General features: G+C 57.3%; 15 protein-coding genes. 11 read left to right on the plus strand and 4 right to left on the minus strand.

Going from position 1 to position 18,618, the window contains the following annotated elements; all coding sequences use genetic code 11:
- Positions 1 to 49 precede the first annotated feature (49 nt).
- Together J8G15_RS22005 and J8G15_RS04715 are read left to right on the plus strand one after the other, a co-directional pair.
- Entirely contained in the window at positions 50 to 421 is a 372-nt protein-coding gene (locus tag J8G15_RS22005; RefSeq protein ID WP_370627491.1) for a heme-binding protein, read from the plus strand.
- A gap of 118 nt (positions 422 to 539) precedes the next feature.
- Positions 540 to 767 (plus strand): hypothetical protein, encoded by a 228-nt coding sequence (locus J8G15_RS04715; RefSeq protein WP_240538445.1) that lies wholly within the window; start codon positions 540 to 542, stop codon positions 765 to 767.
- 372 nt (positions 768 to 1,139) lie between these two features.
- Here J8G15_RS04715 and J8G15_RS04720 read toward each other — a convergent pair whose 3' ends face one another.
- Complete coding sequence (locus tag J8G15_RS04720) at positions 1,140 to 2,033, minus strand: acyltransferase (RefSeq protein ID WP_210546394.1); 894 nt, start codon at positions 2,031 to 2,033, stop codon at positions 1,140 to 1,142.
- 129 nt (positions 2,034 to 2,162) lie between these two features.
- Between J8G15_RS04720 and J8G15_RS04725 the strand changes: the two genes are divergently transcribed.
- Positions 2,163 to 3,263, plus strand: coding sequence for an oxidoreductase (locus J8G15_RS04725; protein ID WP_210546395.1), 1,101 nt, complete (start codon positions 2,163 to 2,165; stop codon positions 3,261 to 3,263).
- Between the two features lie 89 nt (positions 3,264 to 3,352).
- A complete protein-coding gene (locus tag J8G15_RS04730; protein WP_210546396.1) occupies positions 3,353 to 5,713 on the plus strand; it encodes a YgiQ family radical SAM protein in 2,361 nt (786 codons plus the stop codon).
- Between the two features lie 12 nt (positions 5,714 to 5,725).
- On the opposite strand, the gene J8G15_RS04735 is transcribed toward J8G15_RS04730, so the two are convergent.
- The gene (locus J8G15_RS04735) at positions 5,726 to 7,135 is read right to left on the minus strand and encodes an ATP-binding protein (protein WP_370627536.1); all 1,410 of its coding nucleotides are present in this window, start codon (positions 7,133 to 7,135) and stop codon (positions 5,726 to 5,728) included.
- A gap of 5 nt (positions 7,136 to 7,140) precedes the next feature.
- On the minus strand, positions 7,141 to 7,872 hold the full coding sequence (gene ompR / locus J8G15_RS04740) for a two-component system response regulator OmpR (protein ID WP_210546398.1): 732 nt from the start codon (positions 7,870 to 7,872) through the stop codon (positions 7,141 to 7,143).
- Positions 7,873 to 8,373: 501 nt separating this feature from the next.
- On the opposite strand from ompR, the gene J8G15_RS04745 reads away from it, so the two are divergent.
- From J8G15_RS04745 to J8G15_RS21415, 5 genes are all read left to right on the plus strand, one after another.
- Positions 8,374 to 9,084 (plus strand): SIMPL domain-containing protein, encoded by a 711-nt coding sequence (locus tag J8G15_RS04745; protein ID WP_210546399.1) that lies wholly within the window; start codon positions 8,374 to 8,376, stop codon positions 9,082 to 9,084.
- Positions 9,085 to 9,319: 235 nt separating this feature from the next.
- On the plus strand, positions 9,320 to 11,827 hold the full coding sequence (locus J8G15_RS04750) for an EAL domain-containing protein (protein ID WP_240538446.1): 2,508 nt from the start codon (positions 9,320 to 9,322) through the stop codon (positions 11,825 to 11,827).
- A gap of 83 nt (positions 11,828 to 11,910) precedes the next feature.
- Positions 11,911 to 12,771, plus strand: a complete 861-nt coding sequence (locus tag J8G15_RS21405) for a serine/threonine-protein kinase (protein ID WP_240538447.1) — start codon at positions 11,911 to 11,913, stop codon at positions 12,769 to 12,771.
- On the plus strand, positions 12,768 to 13,466 hold the full coding sequence (locus J8G15_RS21410; protein WP_240538448.1) for an HDOD domain-containing protein: 699 nt from the start codon (positions 12,768 to 12,770) through the stop codon (positions 13,464 to 13,466). Before J8G15_RS21405 ends, J8G15_RS21410 begins: the two co-directional genes overlap by 4 nt.
- Positions 13,435 to 14,418, plus strand: coding sequence for a hypothetical protein (locus J8G15_RS21415; RefSeq protein ID WP_240538449.1), 984 nt, complete (start codon positions 13,435 to 13,437; stop codon positions 14,416 to 14,418). The genes J8G15_RS21410 and J8G15_RS21415 overlap by 32 nt, the downstream gene beginning before the upstream one ends.
- Before the next feature lie 74 nt (positions 14,419 to 14,492).
- On the opposite strand, the gene J8G15_RS04760 is transcribed toward J8G15_RS21415, so the two are convergent.
- Positions 14,493 to 15,263 carry a 3-hydroxybutyrate dehydrogenase gene (locus tag J8G15_RS04760; RefSeq protein ID WP_210546400.1) on the minus strand — a complete coding sequence of 257 codons (771 nt, stop codon included), beginning with the start codon at positions 15,261 to 15,263 and terminating at the stop codon, positions 14,493 to 14,495.
- Between the two features lie 111 nt (positions 15,264 to 15,374).
- Here J8G15_RS04760 and J8G15_RS04765 point away from each other — a divergent pair, with 111 nt between their 5' ends.
- Both J8G15_RS04765 and J8G15_RS04770 read left to right on the plus strand, forming a co-directional pair.
- Positions 15,375 to 16,271 carry an alpha/beta fold hydrolase gene (locus tag J8G15_RS04765; RefSeq protein WP_210546401.1) on the plus strand — a complete coding sequence of 299 codons (897 nt, stop codon included), beginning with the start codon at positions 15,375 to 15,377 and terminating at the stop codon, positions 16,269 to 16,271.
- A gap of 24 nt (positions 16,272 to 16,295) precedes the next feature.
- Positions 16,296 to 18,548, plus strand: a complete 2,253-nt coding sequence (locus J8G15_RS04770) for a bifunctional (p)ppGpp synthetase/guanosine-3',5'-bis(diphosphate) 3'-pyrophosphohydrolase (protein ID WP_210546402.1) — start codon at positions 16,296 to 16,298, stop codon at positions 18,546 to 18,548.
- The last annotated feature ends 70 nt before the right edge of the window (positions 18,549 to 18,618 follow it).

The following is an 18,618-nucleotide window of genomic DNA, read 5'->3' on the forward strand; positions in this document are numbered from 1 at the left end:
TGCAAACGAACCCGTTGATGTCAGCTGGAGTGACCCCGAGAAAATCTCCATGACCTTACCCGTCACCATGGAAAAGACGCCGGAGAAGATATTCATGACGGTACCCGTCACCATGGAGCCAAACGCGGAGTCCAGCTACCGGCTGCACTTTGTGATGCCCTCGAAGTACACCCTGCAGACCTTGCCCAAACCAGCCGATCCGCGCGTGACCCTGCGCGAGATTCCGTCGCAAAAGGTGGCTGCGGTGCGTTTCTCCAAGTTCAGCTCCGAAGCCACGGTTGCGTCGCAAACCGCGCTGCTCCAGAGCTGGATGACGCAGCAAGGTTTGACAGCCATGGGAAAGCCTCGGTTCGCCCGCTACGATCCGCCGTTCGTTCCGCCCCTGCTGCGACGCAGTGAGATATTGATCGCGGTGGAATAGGCAAAGCACACAGAAGAGTCGTGTTGAGCTCAGGAAAAATCCTGGGCCTGTCAGGGATGGTGTTGGGCGACTTAGGCCTAGCGATTGCGCCATCGCTCTCACCTTCGATATTTGGGTGATGCTGGCGGTAGCGCTGGCCTGTCTGCCGGTTTTCATGACCGGCCGCGAAATCGCTCGCTGGAAAGGCGGAGTCTTCATCGGCTACTACGTCGCCTACCTGACTCTGGCGGCGCAGCAGCACGAAGGGCTACAGGTCTTTTCGGGCGTGAAGATGAGCTTTGTCGTGCCGCTAACCCTGGTGACGTTGGTGGTGGTGATCCGCCGACCGGGCGCAGCTGTCGAGTAACGATCCGAGGAGTCCTCACGGCAACATGCCTTCTCGCATCCGGTCCTGAGCGGAAGGCGTTGATGAGAGGCTTGTAAACAGCGCCCAGCCTCTTCAACCCTAATTCGTCGGTGAACTATCGCCCTCGTAGCGGCGTTGCGAGGGGGCAAGTGCGACATGCTGAGGCAGTCTCGCGCTGGTCGCTATATGAGTACACTTAGCTTGCTTGGGCTGTACCGCCGCCAGTTCAGCATGGACTGTAATAGGTTGGTTGCGCGAACCACAATTCCGATTTTGTGATTCCCACACCCAGTTGAGAGACCGCAAACGCAACATTTCAGACATTGCAATTTCGGCGATGAGTACCTGGAAAGTAAATTCCTTCGTACATGCTCAACGGGTCAGAAGTGCCTCGATTTGCGCATCTTTGTCTTTCCAAAGTTGCTGAACCCATTTTTGATAGGCTTCGCGAGTCGCGGGATCATTAGCGTAGTCGCCATTCACCAAATGATGCGGTACGGGTAGGGCACGCACCCGCACCACAATGCGCCTGATTTTGCCGCAAGTGAAGTCCCAGAAATCAGGGCGACCGTCGGGATAAACGATGGTGACATCCAAAACGGACTGAAATTTATCACCCATGGCGTTCAGCGCCAGCGCAAAGCCGCCCACTTTGGGTTTAAGCAGATGCTTGTAAGGCGAATTTTGGCGCTGGTGTTTGGCACTGGTGAAGCGCGTGCCCTCCAGGAAGTTCATCACACTGGTTGGAATCAGCGCGTATTTTTCACAGGCCTGACGCGTGGTTTCCTGATCTTTGCCGCGCATCTCAGGGTGTTTTTTGAGGTACTCCTCGCTGTGGCGGCGCATAAAAGGGAATTCCAGTGCCCACCATGCCAGGCCCATCACGGGGACCCAGATGAGTTGCTGCTTCAGAAAGAACTTGAGCAAAGGGATACGCCGGTTCAACAAATGCTGCAGCACCAAAATGTCGACCCAGGACTGGTGATTGCAGTTCACCAAGTACCAACTGCGGGGGTCCAAGCCCTCAATGCCTTGCACGTCCCACTCAGTGCGCTGGGTCAAGGCCATCCAGGCGCTATTGCCAGAAATCCAGTTCTCGGCAATGCGCAACAACACAGGGTCAATCAGCAGCCGAACCGTTTTGACGGGGATGACCAGCTTGACAAGGGACACCAGCAACAAAATAGGCACCCAGAACAGGGCATTGATGGCCATCAGAATACTGGCAATGAGGCCCACCAGCAGGGAGGGCAGGAAATTCAACATGGTTCGTTCTCCGGGGCATTTCGTAGGACGCGCTGATCATAGCGACCGAATGAAAGGGCGGTGTCCCATCAGCGCCTCAGGTAACCCTTTGGTAACTTGACACCGTTGACCTGACCGATGATGGAGGCCATGACATCAACCCCACACACCCAAGGCGGATCCGCCGCGCCGATTCAAGTGGCGCTCATTGGCTACGGCAACGCCGGTCGCATTTTTCACGCCCCTCTGATATCAGGCGTACCCGGCCTGCAGTTGGCCTGCATTTGCTCCAGCAAACCCGAAGCCGTGCACGTGCATTGGCCCCAAGTGCGGGTGCTCCCGACGCCTGAGGCCGTGTTTGCTGACGCCTCTATTGAGGTGGTGGTGATTGCCACCAGCAACACCAGCCACCACCCGCTGGCCAAAGCCGCATTGCTGGCGGGCAAGCATGTGGTGGTGGACAAGCCCTTCACCGTTTCGCTGCCCGAGGCAGAAGACCTGCTGGCGACCGCAAAAGCTCAAAACCGGGTTATCACCGTGTTCCAGAACCGGCGGTTCGATGCCGACTTTCTTGCCTTGCAGCAGGTATTGGCCAGCGGGCAACTCGGGCGCATGGTTCACCTGGAGTCGCACTTTGACCGCTACCGGCCCGACGTGCCCAGCCGCTGGCGAGAAGAAGACTTGCCGGGCTCTGGCCTGTGGTTCGACCTGGGCGCTCATTTGCTGGACCAAGCCCTGCAGCTTTTGGGTGAGCCGGACGCGCTTCAAGTTGAACTGGCTTGCCAACGCACAGGTGCGAAAACCAATGACTGGTTTCACGCCCAATTGCGCTATGAGAGTCGCCACCCCGGCCTGCGTGTCATCCTGCACGCCAGCGCGCTGGTGCCGGAGTTGGGCCCACGCTGGACGGTGCATGGCGCAGAGGGCTCCTTCGTCAAGTACGGGTTGGACACGCAGGAAGACGCACTGAAAACCGGGCGCCGTCCTCAGCTGAACGCGTTGCAAGACTGGGGGATCGACCCCATGGTGGGGCAGGTCGTCCGTCATGAAATCGTAGGCGAGATCCGCCAGCGCGTGAGCTGCCCGGCCCCCGATCTGCCAGGCAACTACCTCCTTTACTATGCGAATTTGCGCGATCACTTGCGAGGCCAAGCCAAGTTGACGGTGACGCCAGAGCAAATTCGATCCGTCATGCACTGGTTGACGCTAGGTGAACAGAGCGCCAGAGAAGATCAATTTGTAAGCCGTTAACCGGCCGAAACGCGGGGGCAGTACCCTTGCAGAGTGCGCTGATACAGGGGAAACCTTACACTCGGGGCCTTTTTCTCACCGGTTGATCCATGAACGCCCCCGTCGACGTCTCCTTTTTCGCGCGCGCTGCCAAGCCGCTCTCCAGTTACCGCAAGTACTGGGCGGCCCGCTTTGGCACGGCCCCGATGCTGCCCATGTCGCGGGCGGAGATGGACAAGCTCGGCTGGGACAGCTGCGACATCGTCTTGGTCACGGGCGACGCCTACGTTGACCACCCCAGTTTTGGCATGGCCGTCATTGGACGCATGCTCGAAGCCCAAGGCTTTCGGGTCGGCATCATCGCCCAACCAGACTGGACCAGTGCCGACGCTTTCAAGACGCTGGGCAAGCCCAATTTGTTTTGGGGCGTGACCGCCGGCAACATGGACTCCATGATCAACCGCTACACGGCGGATCGCAAGATTCGCAGTGATGACGCCTACACACCTGGCGACATTGGCGGTAAGCGCCCTGACCGTGCGGCGATTGTCTACAGCCAGCGTTGCCGCGAGGCCTTCAAGGACGTGCCGGTAATTTTGGGTGGCATTGAAGGCTCTTTGCGCCGGATTGCCCACTATGACTACTGGTCTGACAAAGTGCGCCGCTCCATTGTGGTTGACGCCAAGTGCGACCTGCTCTTGTACGGCAATGCCGAGCGCGCCATTGTCGAAATTGCGCACCGCCTGGCCGCCAATGAGCCCGTCCAACACATCACCGACGTTCGGGGCACGGCATTTGTACGCCGCCCGGATGACGAAACGGGCAAAGGCTGGCTGGAAATTGACTCCACAAGTGTGGATGAGCCCGGCCGGGTTGAGGCGCATGTCAGCCCTTACATGACGACCAGCGAGCAAGCGGCCCAACAGGGCAGCACTTGCGCCAAGGAAGACGCTGCAAATAACGTAGCGCCTCCCGCTGATTCGACGGGGGCTACAGGCCAAATTGGTCAAAAAGTTGAGGCAAAAGTCGTGGTGCAAGCCATGAGTTTCGTACCCAACCCCGCGTTGATTGGCAAGCTCAAAGTGCCACCACGCGACCGCTCTGTCATCCGCTTGCCCAGCTACGAGCAAATCAAGGCTGACCCGGTGCTCTATGCCCACGCCAACCGGGTGCTGCACCTGGAAACCAACCCCGGCAATGCACGGGCACTGGTGCAAGCCCATGGCGAAGGGGTCACTTCACGCGACGTCTGGATCACGCCGCCACCCATTCCGCTGACCACAGCAGAGATGGACCTGGTCTTTGATTTGCCTTACGCCCGCTCGCCGCACCCCAGCTACGCCGACGAAAACGGCAGCCATGACGGTGCCACCAAAATTCCCGCTTGGGAAATGATTCGTTTCTCAGTCAACATCATGCGTGGCTGCTTTGGCGGCTGCACATTTTGCTCCATCACCGAGCATGAGGGGCGCATCATTCAGAGCCGCTCCGAAGACTCGGTCATCAAAGAGATTGAGGATATTCGCGACAAGGTGAAAGGCTTCACCGGCACGATTTCAGACTTGGGCGGCCCCACGGCCAATATGTACCGTCTGGGTTGCCGCAGCCCCGAGATTGAATCCGCGTGCCGCAAGCCAAGCTGTGTCTACCCCGGCATTTGCCAGAACTTGACAACCGATCACGGTCCGTTGATTCAGATGTACCGCCGTGGGCGGGCGCTGAAGGGTGTCAAAAAGATTTTGATCAGCTCCGGCCTGCGTTACGACTTGGCTGTGAAAAGCCCGGAGTACGTCAAGGAACTGGTGACGCACCATGTCGGCGGTTACCTCAAGATTGCGCCTGAGCACACTGAGCAAGGGCCGCTGACGAAGATGATGAAGCCCGGCATCGGCTCCTATGACAAGTTCAAAACCTTGTTCGAGAAATACACCGCTGAAGCAGGCAAGAAGCAGTTTTTGATTCCCTACTTCATCGCCGCCCACCCAGGCACCAGCGACGAAGACATGATGAATCTGGCGGTGTGGCTGAAGAAAAACGGCTTTCGGGCCGATCAGGTGCAAACCTTCTACCCCAGCCCGATGGCCACTGCCACGACGATGTACCACACCAGTCGCAACCCACTGCGCAAGATCACGCGCACCAGTGAAAGTGTGGACATTGTTCGGGGCGATCGCCGCCGCCGACTGCACAAGGCGTTTTTGCGCTACCACGATGCCAACAACTGGCCGTTGCTGCGTGAAGCACTGAAAACCATGGGGCGTGCGGACCTGATTGGCAATGGCAAGCACCACCTGATCCCGACGTTTCAGCCTTTGACGGACGGCAACTACACCAGTGCGCGACGTAAAAACTCAACGACTGTGGCTGTCAAACCGTCGGCGGGGCGCTTGTTGACCCAGCACACGGGCTTGCCACCGCGTGAGACTGGCGCCCAACCAGCCCCGCGCAAAGTGGCGAAGCGCCCGCGCTGAGCAACAAGGTAATCAGGGCAGGGGAGCGCGGCGCAATTTAAGATTGGCCGCCAGACCGCCGGTGGATGCGTTGCTCAACATGAACGCGCCACCCATGCGTTCCAGCACGTTCTCAACGATGGCCAAGCCCAAGCCAGTGCCTTTGGCGGCAGTCCGGGCGGCTTCTCCCCGGTAAAAGGGCGTCGTCAGGTCGACCAACTGTTCTGGTGACACGCCTTCGCCATGGTCACGTACCCGCATCAGCACCCAACCGTCGTGGGCCTTCGCCGTAATGTCGACCTGAGCCAGACCCGTATCAACGGACTTTCCGTATCGGCGGGCATTCTCCAGCAGGTTACTGATCACACGACCCAACTCCACAGGGTCGGCCATCACCATCAAATCCAACGACAAATCGAGGTTGAACTGCATGTCTGTGCGACCTTTGGCACTGTAAATGCAGGTTTCGACCACATCGCGCAAGGACACAGCGCTCAGCGCCACATTGCCTGGGCGCACATAGTCCAGGAATTTGTCGATGATGGCGTCAAGCTGATCAATGTCAGCTGCCATATGGTCTCTCGCCTCGACATCCAGGACACTCAATTCAGTCTCCAGTCTCAGGCGCGCCAGTGGCGTGCGCAAGTCATGGGAGATACCTGCCAGCATCAGGGCCCGGTCGTGCTCAATCTTGGCCAGCTTCTGTGTCATCCGGTTGAAGCCGACGTTGACGGCCCGCACCTCGCTGGTCGACACGGTTTCATCAAGTCGACTGGCGTCAAAGTCACCGTCTCGCACACGGCTGGCGGCAAACGACAGCTGTTTAAGCGGGCGGTTGATCAGCCTGGCAATCAGCGCGGCACCGGCCAGTGAGAGGGCGGCTGCGGACAGCAGCCAGATTGTCCAGGTGGCGCTGGCGGTTGGGTTGAAGCGCGCTCGATCAGCGCGCATCCAGTAGCGGTCACCATCGATCGTGAAACCGACCCAAAGCCCCTCGTCCTTGTTCACCCGGTTGGTCACCACGGTGTCTGGCCCCAGACGGGCGGCCAGCTCGCTCGAAACCTGCTGACTCAAAGTGTCCGTTTCAAAGCGCTCGTAGGTGTCCGTTGGCTCACGCGGGACGATTCGCACGCCTTCCTGATCAGTCATTGTCTTGATCAGAGACACACGGGCGATGGAGTCGGAATGCACCAACGCAGCCCGGCTCAAATTCACCAGTGATGCAATTTGCTGGGCTGTTTGTATCGCCCTTGGTTCAAATTCCAGCGCGCGTAAGGTTTGCAGCCAAGCCAGAATGCTGCCAAACAACAGCAGAGCCAATAGAAAAAAGGTGCGCCAAAAAAGACTCAAGCCCCAGCGGGTGCGCTCACCACCATCGTCATTCGCCGTGTCGAGCGGGCTAGGGCCAGTGAGGTCGTGCTGAAGGCTCGACGCCTCATTCAAGTTGTTCAAGCTGCGCCGTCCGGAACAAAGACATAGCCCACGCCCCACACCGTCTGAATATAGCGCGGCGCGGCGGCGTCAGTTTCCACCAGTTTGCGCAAACGCGAGACCTGCACATCCAGACTCCGGTCAAACGGCTCAAAATCTCTCCCGCGTGCCAATTGCGCCAGTTTTTCGCGAGAAAGAGGTTGCCGTGGGTGCCTCACCAGCGCTTTAAGCATGGCAAATTCACCGGTAGTGAGGGGCAGATCCTCGTCACCCCGGCGCAAGGTACGCACGCCTAAATCAAAGGTATAGGGTCCAAAGGTGACCAACTCCGGGTCAATGGAAGGCGAACCTGGCGCCTCGACAGAGGGCCGGCGGCGTAACACTGCATGTATGCGGGCCAGCAGCTCACGCGGATTGAAGGGCTTGCCCAAATAATCGTCTGCGCCGACCTCCAAACCCACAATGCGGTCCACGTCCTCTCCCTTGGCCGTCAGCATGATGATGGGAGTCCGGTCTCCGGACGCACGTAAGCGGCGGCAAATCGAGAGCCCGTCCTCACCTGGAAGCATCAGGTCCAAAACAATCAGGTCAACGGGTTCGCGCAGCAAGATCCGGCTCATTGCCTTGCTATCTTCTGCCTGCAAGACCTCAAAGCCTTCCTGAGCCAGGTAGCGGCGCAGCAGGTCGCGAATTCTTGCATCGTCATCGACAACCATGATCTTGTCGTTGCGGCTTGGATTGGGGCTCATGAAAGTACCATTGAATTTGTAACAGAGCCGATTTTGAAGGCTGAAATTGACGATTGAGCCAAATTTGTCGGATTGTTGACACACTGTTACAGATGTTGCGCTACCTGGCAAGCCCATACGTTCTGAGATAGATATGCGAAGTAGTTTCGCGGTATCTTCGAGGCATGAAGAATCGTTGGTCTTTTTTGCTGCTGTCCCTGCTTTTGGTCGGCCTGTCAGCGTCTGCTCGCTCTGAGACCAAAAATAGCGATGAAATTGAGAGCCGCGCGCACCGCAGGGCGGAACTTCGCTCGGCGCTCAGTGCGCCTGTCCCAAGCAAAAGTGACGAGCGCAAAAAAACAGACAGCGACGGGTTTCATGAGCACCAGCTCTCTGCCAAAGAGAGGGCTGACCTGAGGCGGCAACTTCGTGAACAGTTTAGGGTAATTGGCTTCGATTCAACCCAGTAGCGAGTGCTTTGAACCGTTTGGCAAGTAAGCTTGCCCCATTTGAAAGTACGGATTGAACCCAACCATCAAACTCGTGGTCGCATCGGCACTATTGGCAACCAGTGGCGCAGGGTTTTCCCAGCCGCTGGTCAACACACCTCAGCAAAACATCATTCAGCTCACCGCCAACGGCGTAGTTGAGGTTCAGCAGGATCTCATGACGGTGACTGTCAGCACTCTACGAGAAGGCAGCGATGCCAATGCCGTTCAAACCCAATTGAAGCAGGCCGTCAATGCGGCGCTACTCGAAGCCAAGCCACTGGAGAAATCGGGGGCAATGGAGGTACGGACCGGGAATTTCAGCCTGACACCCAGGTGGGGGCGAGACGGGAAATCGTCGGGGTGGCAGGGGCAAGCCGAAATGGTGCTTGAAGGACAAGATTTCGCCAGAATCACAGCGGTAGCAGGCAAAGTTCAAACATTGACAGTGAACCAACTCAGCTTTGGACTCAGTCGGGCTCAGCGCGAGAAGGCTGAACGTGACGCCCAGGCACTGGCCATTGACGGCTTCAATTCACGCGCCACGGAGATTGCAGGTAGATTTGGATTTTCCGGCTTCACGCTGCGTGAAGTCAGTGTGCAAGCCAATGACCAAGGCGGCGGACCTCGCCCCAGAATGATGACCATGGAGGCCAGAGCTGTCCCTTCAGGATCGCCTGTTCCCGTGGATGCTGGCAACGCGTCGATTGTGGTCACAGTCACAGGCACCGTTCAACTGAAATAGGCCCATGGCCTTAAATCTATTACTTATTTGCAGATAGATTGATCAGCAGCCATAATGAGTTCATCCTAACGACCCAGGTAGGGCTGTTTTGCTGATTGAACTCATCAAGGGCGGGGCATTACTCTTGGCGTTGAGTCTGCTCCAGAGCATCAATATTCGCGTGCTTCGGACTCGACCGGGAGTGTAGAAAATAGTGGCTGGTTGCCTATTCGGTGGCGTCGCTGTGGCTGGAATGATGTCTCCAGTGACAGTGGCTCCGGGTGTTATTTTGGACGCCCGTTCAGCGGTGATGGGGATGACTGGCTTGTTTGGTGGCCCGCTCGTTGCACTCATCAGCGCCCTAATTGGTAGCGGATTTCGCTTTTGGATCGGTGGCGTTGGTGCGTTGGTCGGCGCTTTGGTTATTTTGGCCAGTGCCGCCTTGGGTCTACTTTACCGTCGGGCCAATGAGCGAAGATTGGTTTCAACCAGAGCTGTGCAGCTCCTGTGTTTCGGGGTCTTGCTGCAACTAGCTGAACTGCTCTTTTTTACCTTGCTGCCCGGCGAGGCGCAGTCGAAAATGTTTGAGGCCATCGATTTATTCCGGATTGCGAGCATGGCGGCGATCGCGCTGGGACTAGGGGTATTGCTCAAAGATGGCGTGCTCCGGCAGGAGGTTAACGAAGCACTGAAAGAGTCCGAAGCCCGGTTTCGCAATTTGTTGCAGGATATCCCCGGTGTCTCGGTTCAAGGCTATTCGCCCGACGGCACCACGATCTATTGGAACAACGCATCTCAGACCGTCTACGGCTACTCGAGGGAAGAGGCGATTGGTAAAAATCTTTTGGACTTGATCATCCCGCCGGAAATGCACGAAGGTGTCCGTCAAGCGATGACGGCGAGCTTTCAAAACAATATTCCGATTCCGGCTGGAGAACTTCCACTGCGACGAAAAGATGGTTCTACGGTCCCGGTTTTCTCCAGTCACGCCTTGGTTCGGCCACGCGGCGGGCCCCCAGAAATGTTTTGTATTGACATTGATCTAACCGAGCGCCACAGGGCGCAGGAGGAGTTGCGCGTTGCGGCGACCGCGTTCGAAGCCCAGGACGGCATTGCGATCACGGACCCTAAGCTGACCATTTTGCGAGTCAACAAAGCCTTCACTGATTTGCTTGGACAGCCTGCAGAGGCCATGGTGGGCAAGGCTTTGAACGACGTGATTTTGATTTCTGAGCAATTAATCCCGAATTTTTATGCCACTCTGGATCTGGCTTTGCAGGACCAGGTGCGATGGACGGGAGAGATCGAGCTGGAGCGAGCCGACAAGGGTCTGATTCCTGTTTACGTAGGGGTGACCTCGGTGAGCGCAGAAGGCGCCGAGGTCAGTCACTTCGTCGTGACGGTCAAAGACATTTCGCAGCGAAAAGAGGCGGAGGCCCAAATTCGCCAACTGGCTTTCTTTGACTCACTAACCGACTTGCCCAACCGGCGATTGCTAATGGATCGGCTGACACGGGCGCTTGTATCTAGTGAGCGCAATCAAACCAGCGGGGCCATATTTTTCATTGACCTTGACCATTTCAAGACTCTGAATGACACCCTTGGCCATGAAAAAGGCGATGAACTGCTGCAACAGGTTGGCGATCGGTTATTGAAATGTGTCCGGGAAACTGACACGGTCGCCCGACTGGGCGGCGATGAGTTTGTGCTGATGTTGGAGGGGTTAGATGGCAGGAATGCCGCCGCTGATGCCCGCTCGGTTGGATGCAAGATCATGTCTGCCTTGGGTGAAACCTATCCGGTGGGCAATTTGGACTACCACAGCACTCCCAGCATTGGCGTTGCCTTGTTTCGGGGTGCTGAAGTTCCAATGGAGGAACTTCTCAAGCAGGCTGACGTGGCGATGTACCAGGCCAAGGCCGCGGGACGCAACACGCTGCAGTTTTTCGATCCTGCCATGCAGGCAGCCATCAATGAACGAGCGACGCTGGAAAACGATTTGAGATTGGGACTGGAGGGCAATCAATTCACGCTCTTCTACCAATCCCAAGTCAATGCCATGGGGCAGATTTGTGGGGCGGAAGCGCTGGTGCGCTGGAACCACCCCGCTCGGGGCATGGTTTCCCCCGCTCACTTTATTCCGCTGGCGGAGGAAACCGGGCTGATATTGCCGCTCGGGGCTGTGGTCTTGAAACAGGCCTGTCTTCAGTTGGTGGATTGGGCTAAACGCCCCTCATGCGCTCACCTCTTTATTGCCGTGAACGTCAGCGCACGGGAGTTCAAGGAAAAAGACTTCGCACAAAACGTACTTTCCTTGATTGAGAAAACGGGTGCCAACCCTTGCCGTTTGAAGCTGGAGTTGACTGAAAGCATGCTGGCCGCAAATCTGGATGACGTCATCGTCAAAATGAACCGATTGCGACAAAGTGGGCTTCAGTTTTCGCTCGACGATTTTGGCACCTGCTACTCGTCCCTGTCCTATCTCAAAATGCTTCCTCTGAGCCAACTCAAAATTGACCAGTCTTTTGTTCGAGACGTTCTGACGGACCCCAACGACGCCGTCATCGCGAAAACCATTATTACTCTGGGTCACAGCCTCGGTTTGAAGGTCATCGCAGAAGGAGTGGAGACTAAGCCTCAACGGGCGTTTCTCGCGCAACATGGTTGTCTGGACTATCAGGGATACTTGTTCAGTCGGCCATTGTCAATTGATGCCTTTGAGAAATTGCTGGGCACCAAAGACGCTGTGGCACCAGCGAGCTGACCGGCCTGCGCATCCTGAAGGTGCAGTGCGATACTGCGGCTAAATAACCACACGTTGGCTTTGACAGGCTAAGTGAAAGACTCATGAGCGCTTCTTCCCCTTTGTCCGTGGTCGGCCAGCTCATTGGCCGCAAAGTTGCCCCAAGTGAGCCGGCGAGTTTGGGACGATTTCAATTGAAACGGATTCTGGGCAAAGGCGCCCAATCGGTCGTCTGGCTGGCATTTGACCCCCATCTCGAACGAGAAGTTGCCATCAAACTGATGAAAGTGCGGCCCAGTGCAAACGCACTGGAGGTTTCCCAGTGGATGCAAGAGGCCCGCAGCGTGAGTCGCCTGGCCCACGCCAATGTAGTGCCCCTGTTTGAAGCCGACATTCAGGATGGTCAACCTTATCTTGTATTTGAGCATGTCGAGGGGGAAACCCTCACCGCAGTTTTGCGCCAAAACGGTGCGTTGCCGGTGCATCAAGCCGTGTCACTCATGGTTGACGTGTTGGACGCTCTGGTGGTCGCCCATGCGGCGGGGGTCATTCACCGGGATCTCAAACCATCCAACGTGATGGTTGATTTGAACGGCCGGGCACGAGTCATGGACTTTGGTATCGCGGCGCGAGCAAGCCGGGACGATGGTGTCATGCTGACGGCCATTGATGGCAGAACCCCAGGTTATATGTCGCCAGAGGCAACGCAGCGCGGGGCAGCGTCTCCCTTGATGGACGTGTTCTCGGCAGGCATCGTGCTGACCGAAATGCTTTCTGGCCAGGCCTTGGTTGCCGAGAAAAACCCTGCCAAGGCAGTGCAAAAGTCCTCCACGAGCAACTTACCTTGCCCAAGGGGCTGGCCCCCGAGGCCAACGACACCTTGCGGGCTATCTTGCTTCGCGCCATTCAACTCGACCCGCACCTGCGCCACCCGAGCGCACAGGTGTTCCGAGATGAGTTGGTGAAATGGTCCGGGTCGGTGGCAGCGTCTGCCAGTGCATCCAGCGAGCCACAGTCGGGCAACGCATCCAACAGCACATTGGAGTTTCTGCTTCGCCGCATGCGCCACAAATCAGATTTTCCGGCGATGTCGGATTCCATTGTGCGCATTCAAGGCATGGCCAGTTCAGAGACGGAAAGCGTGGGGAGCGTCACCAATGAAATTCTGAAGGACGTTGCGCTCACCAACAAGTTGCTCAGATTGGTTAACAGCGCGCATTTTGGCGGCGGTGGCCACATCAGCACCGTGTCACGGGCCGTGAGTCTGGTGGGGTTCAACGGCATTCGCAATATGGCCTTAAGCTTGGTGTTGCTTGAACACATGCAGGACAAAGCCCATGCAAACGTCCTGAAAGAAGAATTTCTGCGTTCGCTAATGGCCGGTGCCATTGCCAGTGAGCTTTCAGCGAATCCTCAGGACCGTGAAGAGGCCTTTATTGGCACCATGTTTCAAAATCTGGGGCGTTTGTTGGCGGAGTTTTACTTCGCGGAAGAAGCTGCGACCGTGCGCTCCCAGTTCGCCAACCCACGTCAACCGGTGACTGAGGCGAGGGCGTCCGCTGACGTACTCGGTATGAGTTATGAGGCATTGGGGCTGGGCGTTGCCCAGGTATGGGGATTGCCCAGGTATGGGGATTGCCCAGGTATGGGGATTGCCTGAGGTGATTCAAAGCTGCATTCGCAAACCAACCGGTTCACCGCCGCTGCGCCCCTCACTTCAGCCCCTGCAGCGCCTGCGCTGGTTGGCCTCAGCGGCCAATGAAGTGTCGGACATCTTGCTGCGCACGCCCGCCGCGCAGGTGGATGCCAAAGTGGTCCAGGTTTCTGGCATTTATGCGTCGACTTTGGGCATTAGCTTGAAGGAAATGCAAAGTTCAACCCTGCTGGCACGCCAGAAATTCATTGAGATGGCCTCGGCGATGGACATCAAGGTACTGCCCAACTCGGCAGCAGCACGTTTACTGAGTCCGCCGCCCAAAACCATTGACAATGCGCCTCCAACCGACGCTGCGGCTGATTCTCTTGACTCGCTTGCCCTGCAGGCCACCGTACTTGAGTCACAAAAGTCATTGCCTTTAAAGAAGACAGATGAACGCCAAGTCGCAGAGATTCTGGCGGCTGGCATACAGGACATCACCAACGCCATGGTGGAGGACTTCAAACTCACTGACGTCCTTCGCATGATTTTGGAGACGATGTTCAGGGCAATGAACTTTCAACGTGTGGTGTTTTGCATGCGTGACCCGAAAACCGATGCGCTGACGGGGCGATTTGGACTTGGGAACGGGGTCGAGTCAGTGGTCAAAACATTTGCAATTGGATTGGCGCCGTCCAACCCTGACCTGTTCACGGCAGTCTGTCTTAAGGGGGCTGACACCATGATCAGCGACGCCAGTGAAGCGCGTATTGCCAGTCGTCTGCCCGTCTGGTACATAAAATCGGTCAATGCGCCAACGTTTTTGCTGCTGCCGCTCACCATCAAAGTCAAGCCCTTTGGCCTGATTTATGCGGACAAAGCGGAGAAAGGCGAGATGGTGCTCGACGACAAGGAACTGGCTTTGCTCAGAACCTTGCGCAACCAGGCTGTGATGGCTTTCCGCCAATCCAGCTAATCTGCTTTATAGGCATATTAACTCCCTCGGCCACAGGGAGCCTGCGCAAGATGATATCAAATGGATAGCATTATTTATTGGGCGGTCCAGCCGCCGTCCATATTCCAGGACACGCCGCGCACGTTGTTGCCGGCGGCCGAGCAAAAGAACACCGCCAACTCACCCAACTCCTCCGGGGTCGTGAATTGCATGGAAGGCTCTTTTTCACCCAACAGGCGACGAGTAGCCTCTTCATTGGAAATACCCTGAGCGGCCGCCTTGGCGTCCACCTGCTTCTGAACCAGCGGTGTCAGCACCCAGCCCGGGCAGATGGCGTTGCAAGTGACGCCGGTGGTTGCGTTTTCCAGCGCCGTGACCTTGGTCAGCCCGACCACGCCATGCTTGGCGGCCACATAGGCTGATTTTTCAGCTGAACCTACCAAACCGTGAATGGATGCGACGTTGATGATTCGACCCCAATCCGCCGCCTTCATGGCCGGTAGCGCCAGACGGGTGGTGTGAAACGCGCTGCTCATGTTGATGGCGATGATGGCGTCCCATCGCTCAATAGGAAAATCTTCGATCTTGGCGACATGCTGAATGCCCGCGTTGTTCACCAAAATGTCGACGCGACCAAACTCAGCAGCGGCAAAAACCATCATGGCTTCGATTTCCGCTGGTTTGCTCATGTCGGCGCCGTGATGAGCGACCTTGACGCCCAAGGCTGCGATCTCGGCTTTGGGACCATCTACATCACCAAAGCCATTCAGGACAATGTTAGCGCCTTGCTTGGCCAAGGCCTTGGCAATGCCAAGACCGATGCCGCTCGTTGATCCGGTGACAAGGGCTGTTTTGCCTTTAAGCATGCTGATTCTCCAAAATAGGGCGGGGCACTGTGGTTGAATTAGGGTTCGCAGACGCAATTTGAACTTGCACATCTGTCAGACCCCTGACTTTATCAAACCATTCATCACACCATGACTGAACCTACGCTGAACTACGTACATTGCCCGGACGCCTTGGATGGGCACCGCATGGCGTTTTGGCAGTGGGGCAATCCGAGTAGCAAACATGTCGTGTTGTGCGTGCACGGTTTGACCCGCCAGGGCCGGGACTTCGATACGCTGGCACACGGTTTGTGTGAACGTTCAAACGGAACCGTGCGAGTGATTTGCCCGGACGTCGTGGGCCGTGGGCAAAGTGATTGGCTCAAGGACCCGGAGGCTTATCAGTTGCCCACCTACGCCGCCGACATGCTGGCCTTGCTGGCGCAGCTGCAACCCACCACCCTGGATTGGGTGGGAACCAGCATGGGCGGCCTCATTGGCATGGTGGTGTGCGGCACCGCGAATTTGCCCCTGCCAGTGCCGGTGCGCCGCTTGGTGCTGAACGACGTGGGCCCGGCGCTGGAGTGGACCGCCTTGCAGCGCATTGGAGAGTATTTGGGACGCACTGGCCGGTTCAAATCTGTGCAACAGGCGGCTGACCTCATGTGGACGGTTTCCAGCAGTTTTGGCCCCCATACCTCCGCAGAATGGTTGGCCTTGTCTCAGTACATGGTCAAACCGCTGCCAGATGGGTCGGGGGACTTGACGCTGCATTACGACCCCGCCATTGCCCAACCCTTCAGCCAAATGACCGAAGAATCTGTACCTGCCAGTGAAGCCCAGTTGTGGCAGTTGTATGACCAGATCCAGGCCAACACGCTTCTCGTTCGTGGCGCCGAGTCGGACTTGCTGTCTCGCCAGACCGCTTTGGCCATGGGACAGCGCGGGCCAAAGGCCCGTTTGATTGAATTTGTTGGTGTTGGTCATGCACCGACTTTTGTGGCCGACGACCAAGTGGCTGCACTGGCCTCTTTTTTACTGGAATAAAGACATAGATCTAGCGAGTCCTGGATGAAAACGCTTTCCGTTGACCCCGAAGGGTCGGGTCGGTACCTCGACCAACCCGTGGCCCCGGTGCCCGAATTAATCTCAGCCACCGCGCAGACCCTGCCGGAGCAAGTGAATGCACTGGCCCGCGCTCGGGCCTTTGCTGAGCCTCTACTGAGCGGGGAGACGCTGGACACCGGCGAAAACACCCTGAGCCACGCCGACGCGGTGGCCGCCATCTTGAAAACCATTGGTGGCTCCGAGGCCATGCAGGCGGCGAGCTACTTGGTGTACGCCTGCGACCACCTGAACAAGCCCCAAGAAGTCATCGCCAAGGCATTTGGCGAAAATTTTGCAGCACTGGCGATGGAAACCACCAAGCTGGTTCGCGTGCAAAGGCAAGCCCGCATCACACAGGCTGCCAACGCCCGTGCGGCCACCCCTGTGCCAATGGCGCAAACAGCGGCTGCGCAGACTGAGAGCGTGCGCAAGATGTTGCTGGCCTTTTCGCGCGATTTGCGGGTGGTCATGCTGCGCCTGGTGTCTAGGCTGCAAACCTTGCGCCACTTTGCCGCCACCAAGCTGCCATTGCCCCCGGGCCTGGCACTGGAGTCGCAACAGGTGTTCGCGCCACTGGCCAACCGTTTGGGCATTTGGCAGGTCAAGTGGGAAATGGAAGACCTGTCTTTCCGCTTTCTGGAGCCGGACACTTACAAACAAGTCGCCGGTCTGCTGGATGAAAAGCGCTCTGAACGTGAACTGTCCATGGCGTATTTGCGCACTCGCCTGGAATCTGAGTTGCAGGCCCAGGGCGTTCAAGCCACCGTTCAAGGCCGCCCCAAGCATATTTACAGCATTGTCAAAAAAATGCGGGGTAAGGCGCTGGGATTTGGACAGGTGTACGACATTCGGGCGCTGCGGCTCATCGTGCCTGACGTACCGGCTTGCTACGCCGCTTTGGCCTGGGTGCACAGTGCGTTCTCGCCCATCACAGACGAGTTTGACGACTACATCGCCAAGCCCAAGGCCAATGGCTACCAGTCGCTGCACACCGTGGTGCGTGATCAATCCGGCTTGCCGATTGAGATACAAATTCGCACCCAGGCCATGCATGACCACGCTGAACACGGTGTGGCCGCCCATTGGGCCTACAAGGAAGCGGGCACAAAGGGGTACGCCGGTGTGTCTGCCAGCGGAGAATACGACGCCAAGATTGCGGTGTTGCGCCAGTTGCTGGCCTGGGAGCGTGACCTGTCAGGCGACCAGGCGCCCGGCGTATTTGAAGACCGCATCTACGTGTTGACGCCAGATGCCGCCATTGTGGAGTTGCCTCAAGGCGCAACCGCCGTTGACTTCGCCTATAGCGTGCACACCACTTTGGGCCACCGCTGCCGGGGCGCGCGTGTTGACGGCGTCATGGTGCCGCTGAATACACCGCTCAAGAACGGTCAAACCGTGGAAGTCACTGTGGTGAAGGAGGGCGGCCCCTCGCGGGACTGGTTGATTGCCGAACAGGGCTACCTGGTCAGCCCACGGGCGCGGTCCAAGGTCCGGGCGTGGTTTAACGCCCTGGCGCTGGGTGAGACCGTGGCCAAGGGACGGGAGTCGGTCGAGAAGCTGCTGCAGCGTGAGGGAAAAACCTCGGTCAAGCTGGAAGACTTGGCGTCTCAACTGGGTTTCAACTCGGCAGACGCCTTGTTTGAGGTGGTGGGAAAAGACGAGTTTTCCCTTCGCAACATTGAAATTTTGCTGCGCCCGCCCGAGCCCGTGCAGACCGACGAAGAGATCCCTACGCTTAAAAAACCCCGCAGCGGCACCAATCCCGCCAAAGGAGGGGTGCTGGTGGTGGGGGTTGATTCATTGATGACGCAACTGGCCCAGTGCTGCAAACCAGCGCCTCCGGATGCTATTTGTGGTTTTGTCACGCGAGGCAAAGGCGTGAGTGTGCATCGTACCGATTGCTCCAACCTGGGCGAAATGGTGCGCAAAAACGGTGAACGGGTGATTGACGTGGAGTGGGGGCAGGCCCCCAGCGCCACCCACGCCGTTTATCCGGTCGATGTCATCGTCGAGGCATCCGACCGATTGGGCTTGCTCAAAGACGTTATTGAAGTTTTTTCGAAAGACCGAATGAACGTGATTGGTATGCAAACCCAAACCGTCAAAGGCAAGGCCACGATGACCTTCACCGTGGAGGTGTCCGATTCCGGGCGCCTGTTAAAAGTGCTGGGGCTGGTGACCGAGTTGCCGGGTGTGCAATCGGCACGCCGACGCTGAGGCAACACCCCAACCAAAAATCGCCCCTTGGGGCGATTTTTGGTTGCTATCAATAAAGTAGCTACATACG

Origin of the sequence: Rhodoferax sp. PAMC 29310, assembly GCF_017948265.1 — a bacterium.
Classification (GTDB): Bacteria; Pseudomonadota; Gammaproteobacteria; order Burkholderiales; family Burkholderiaceae_C; genus Rhodoferax.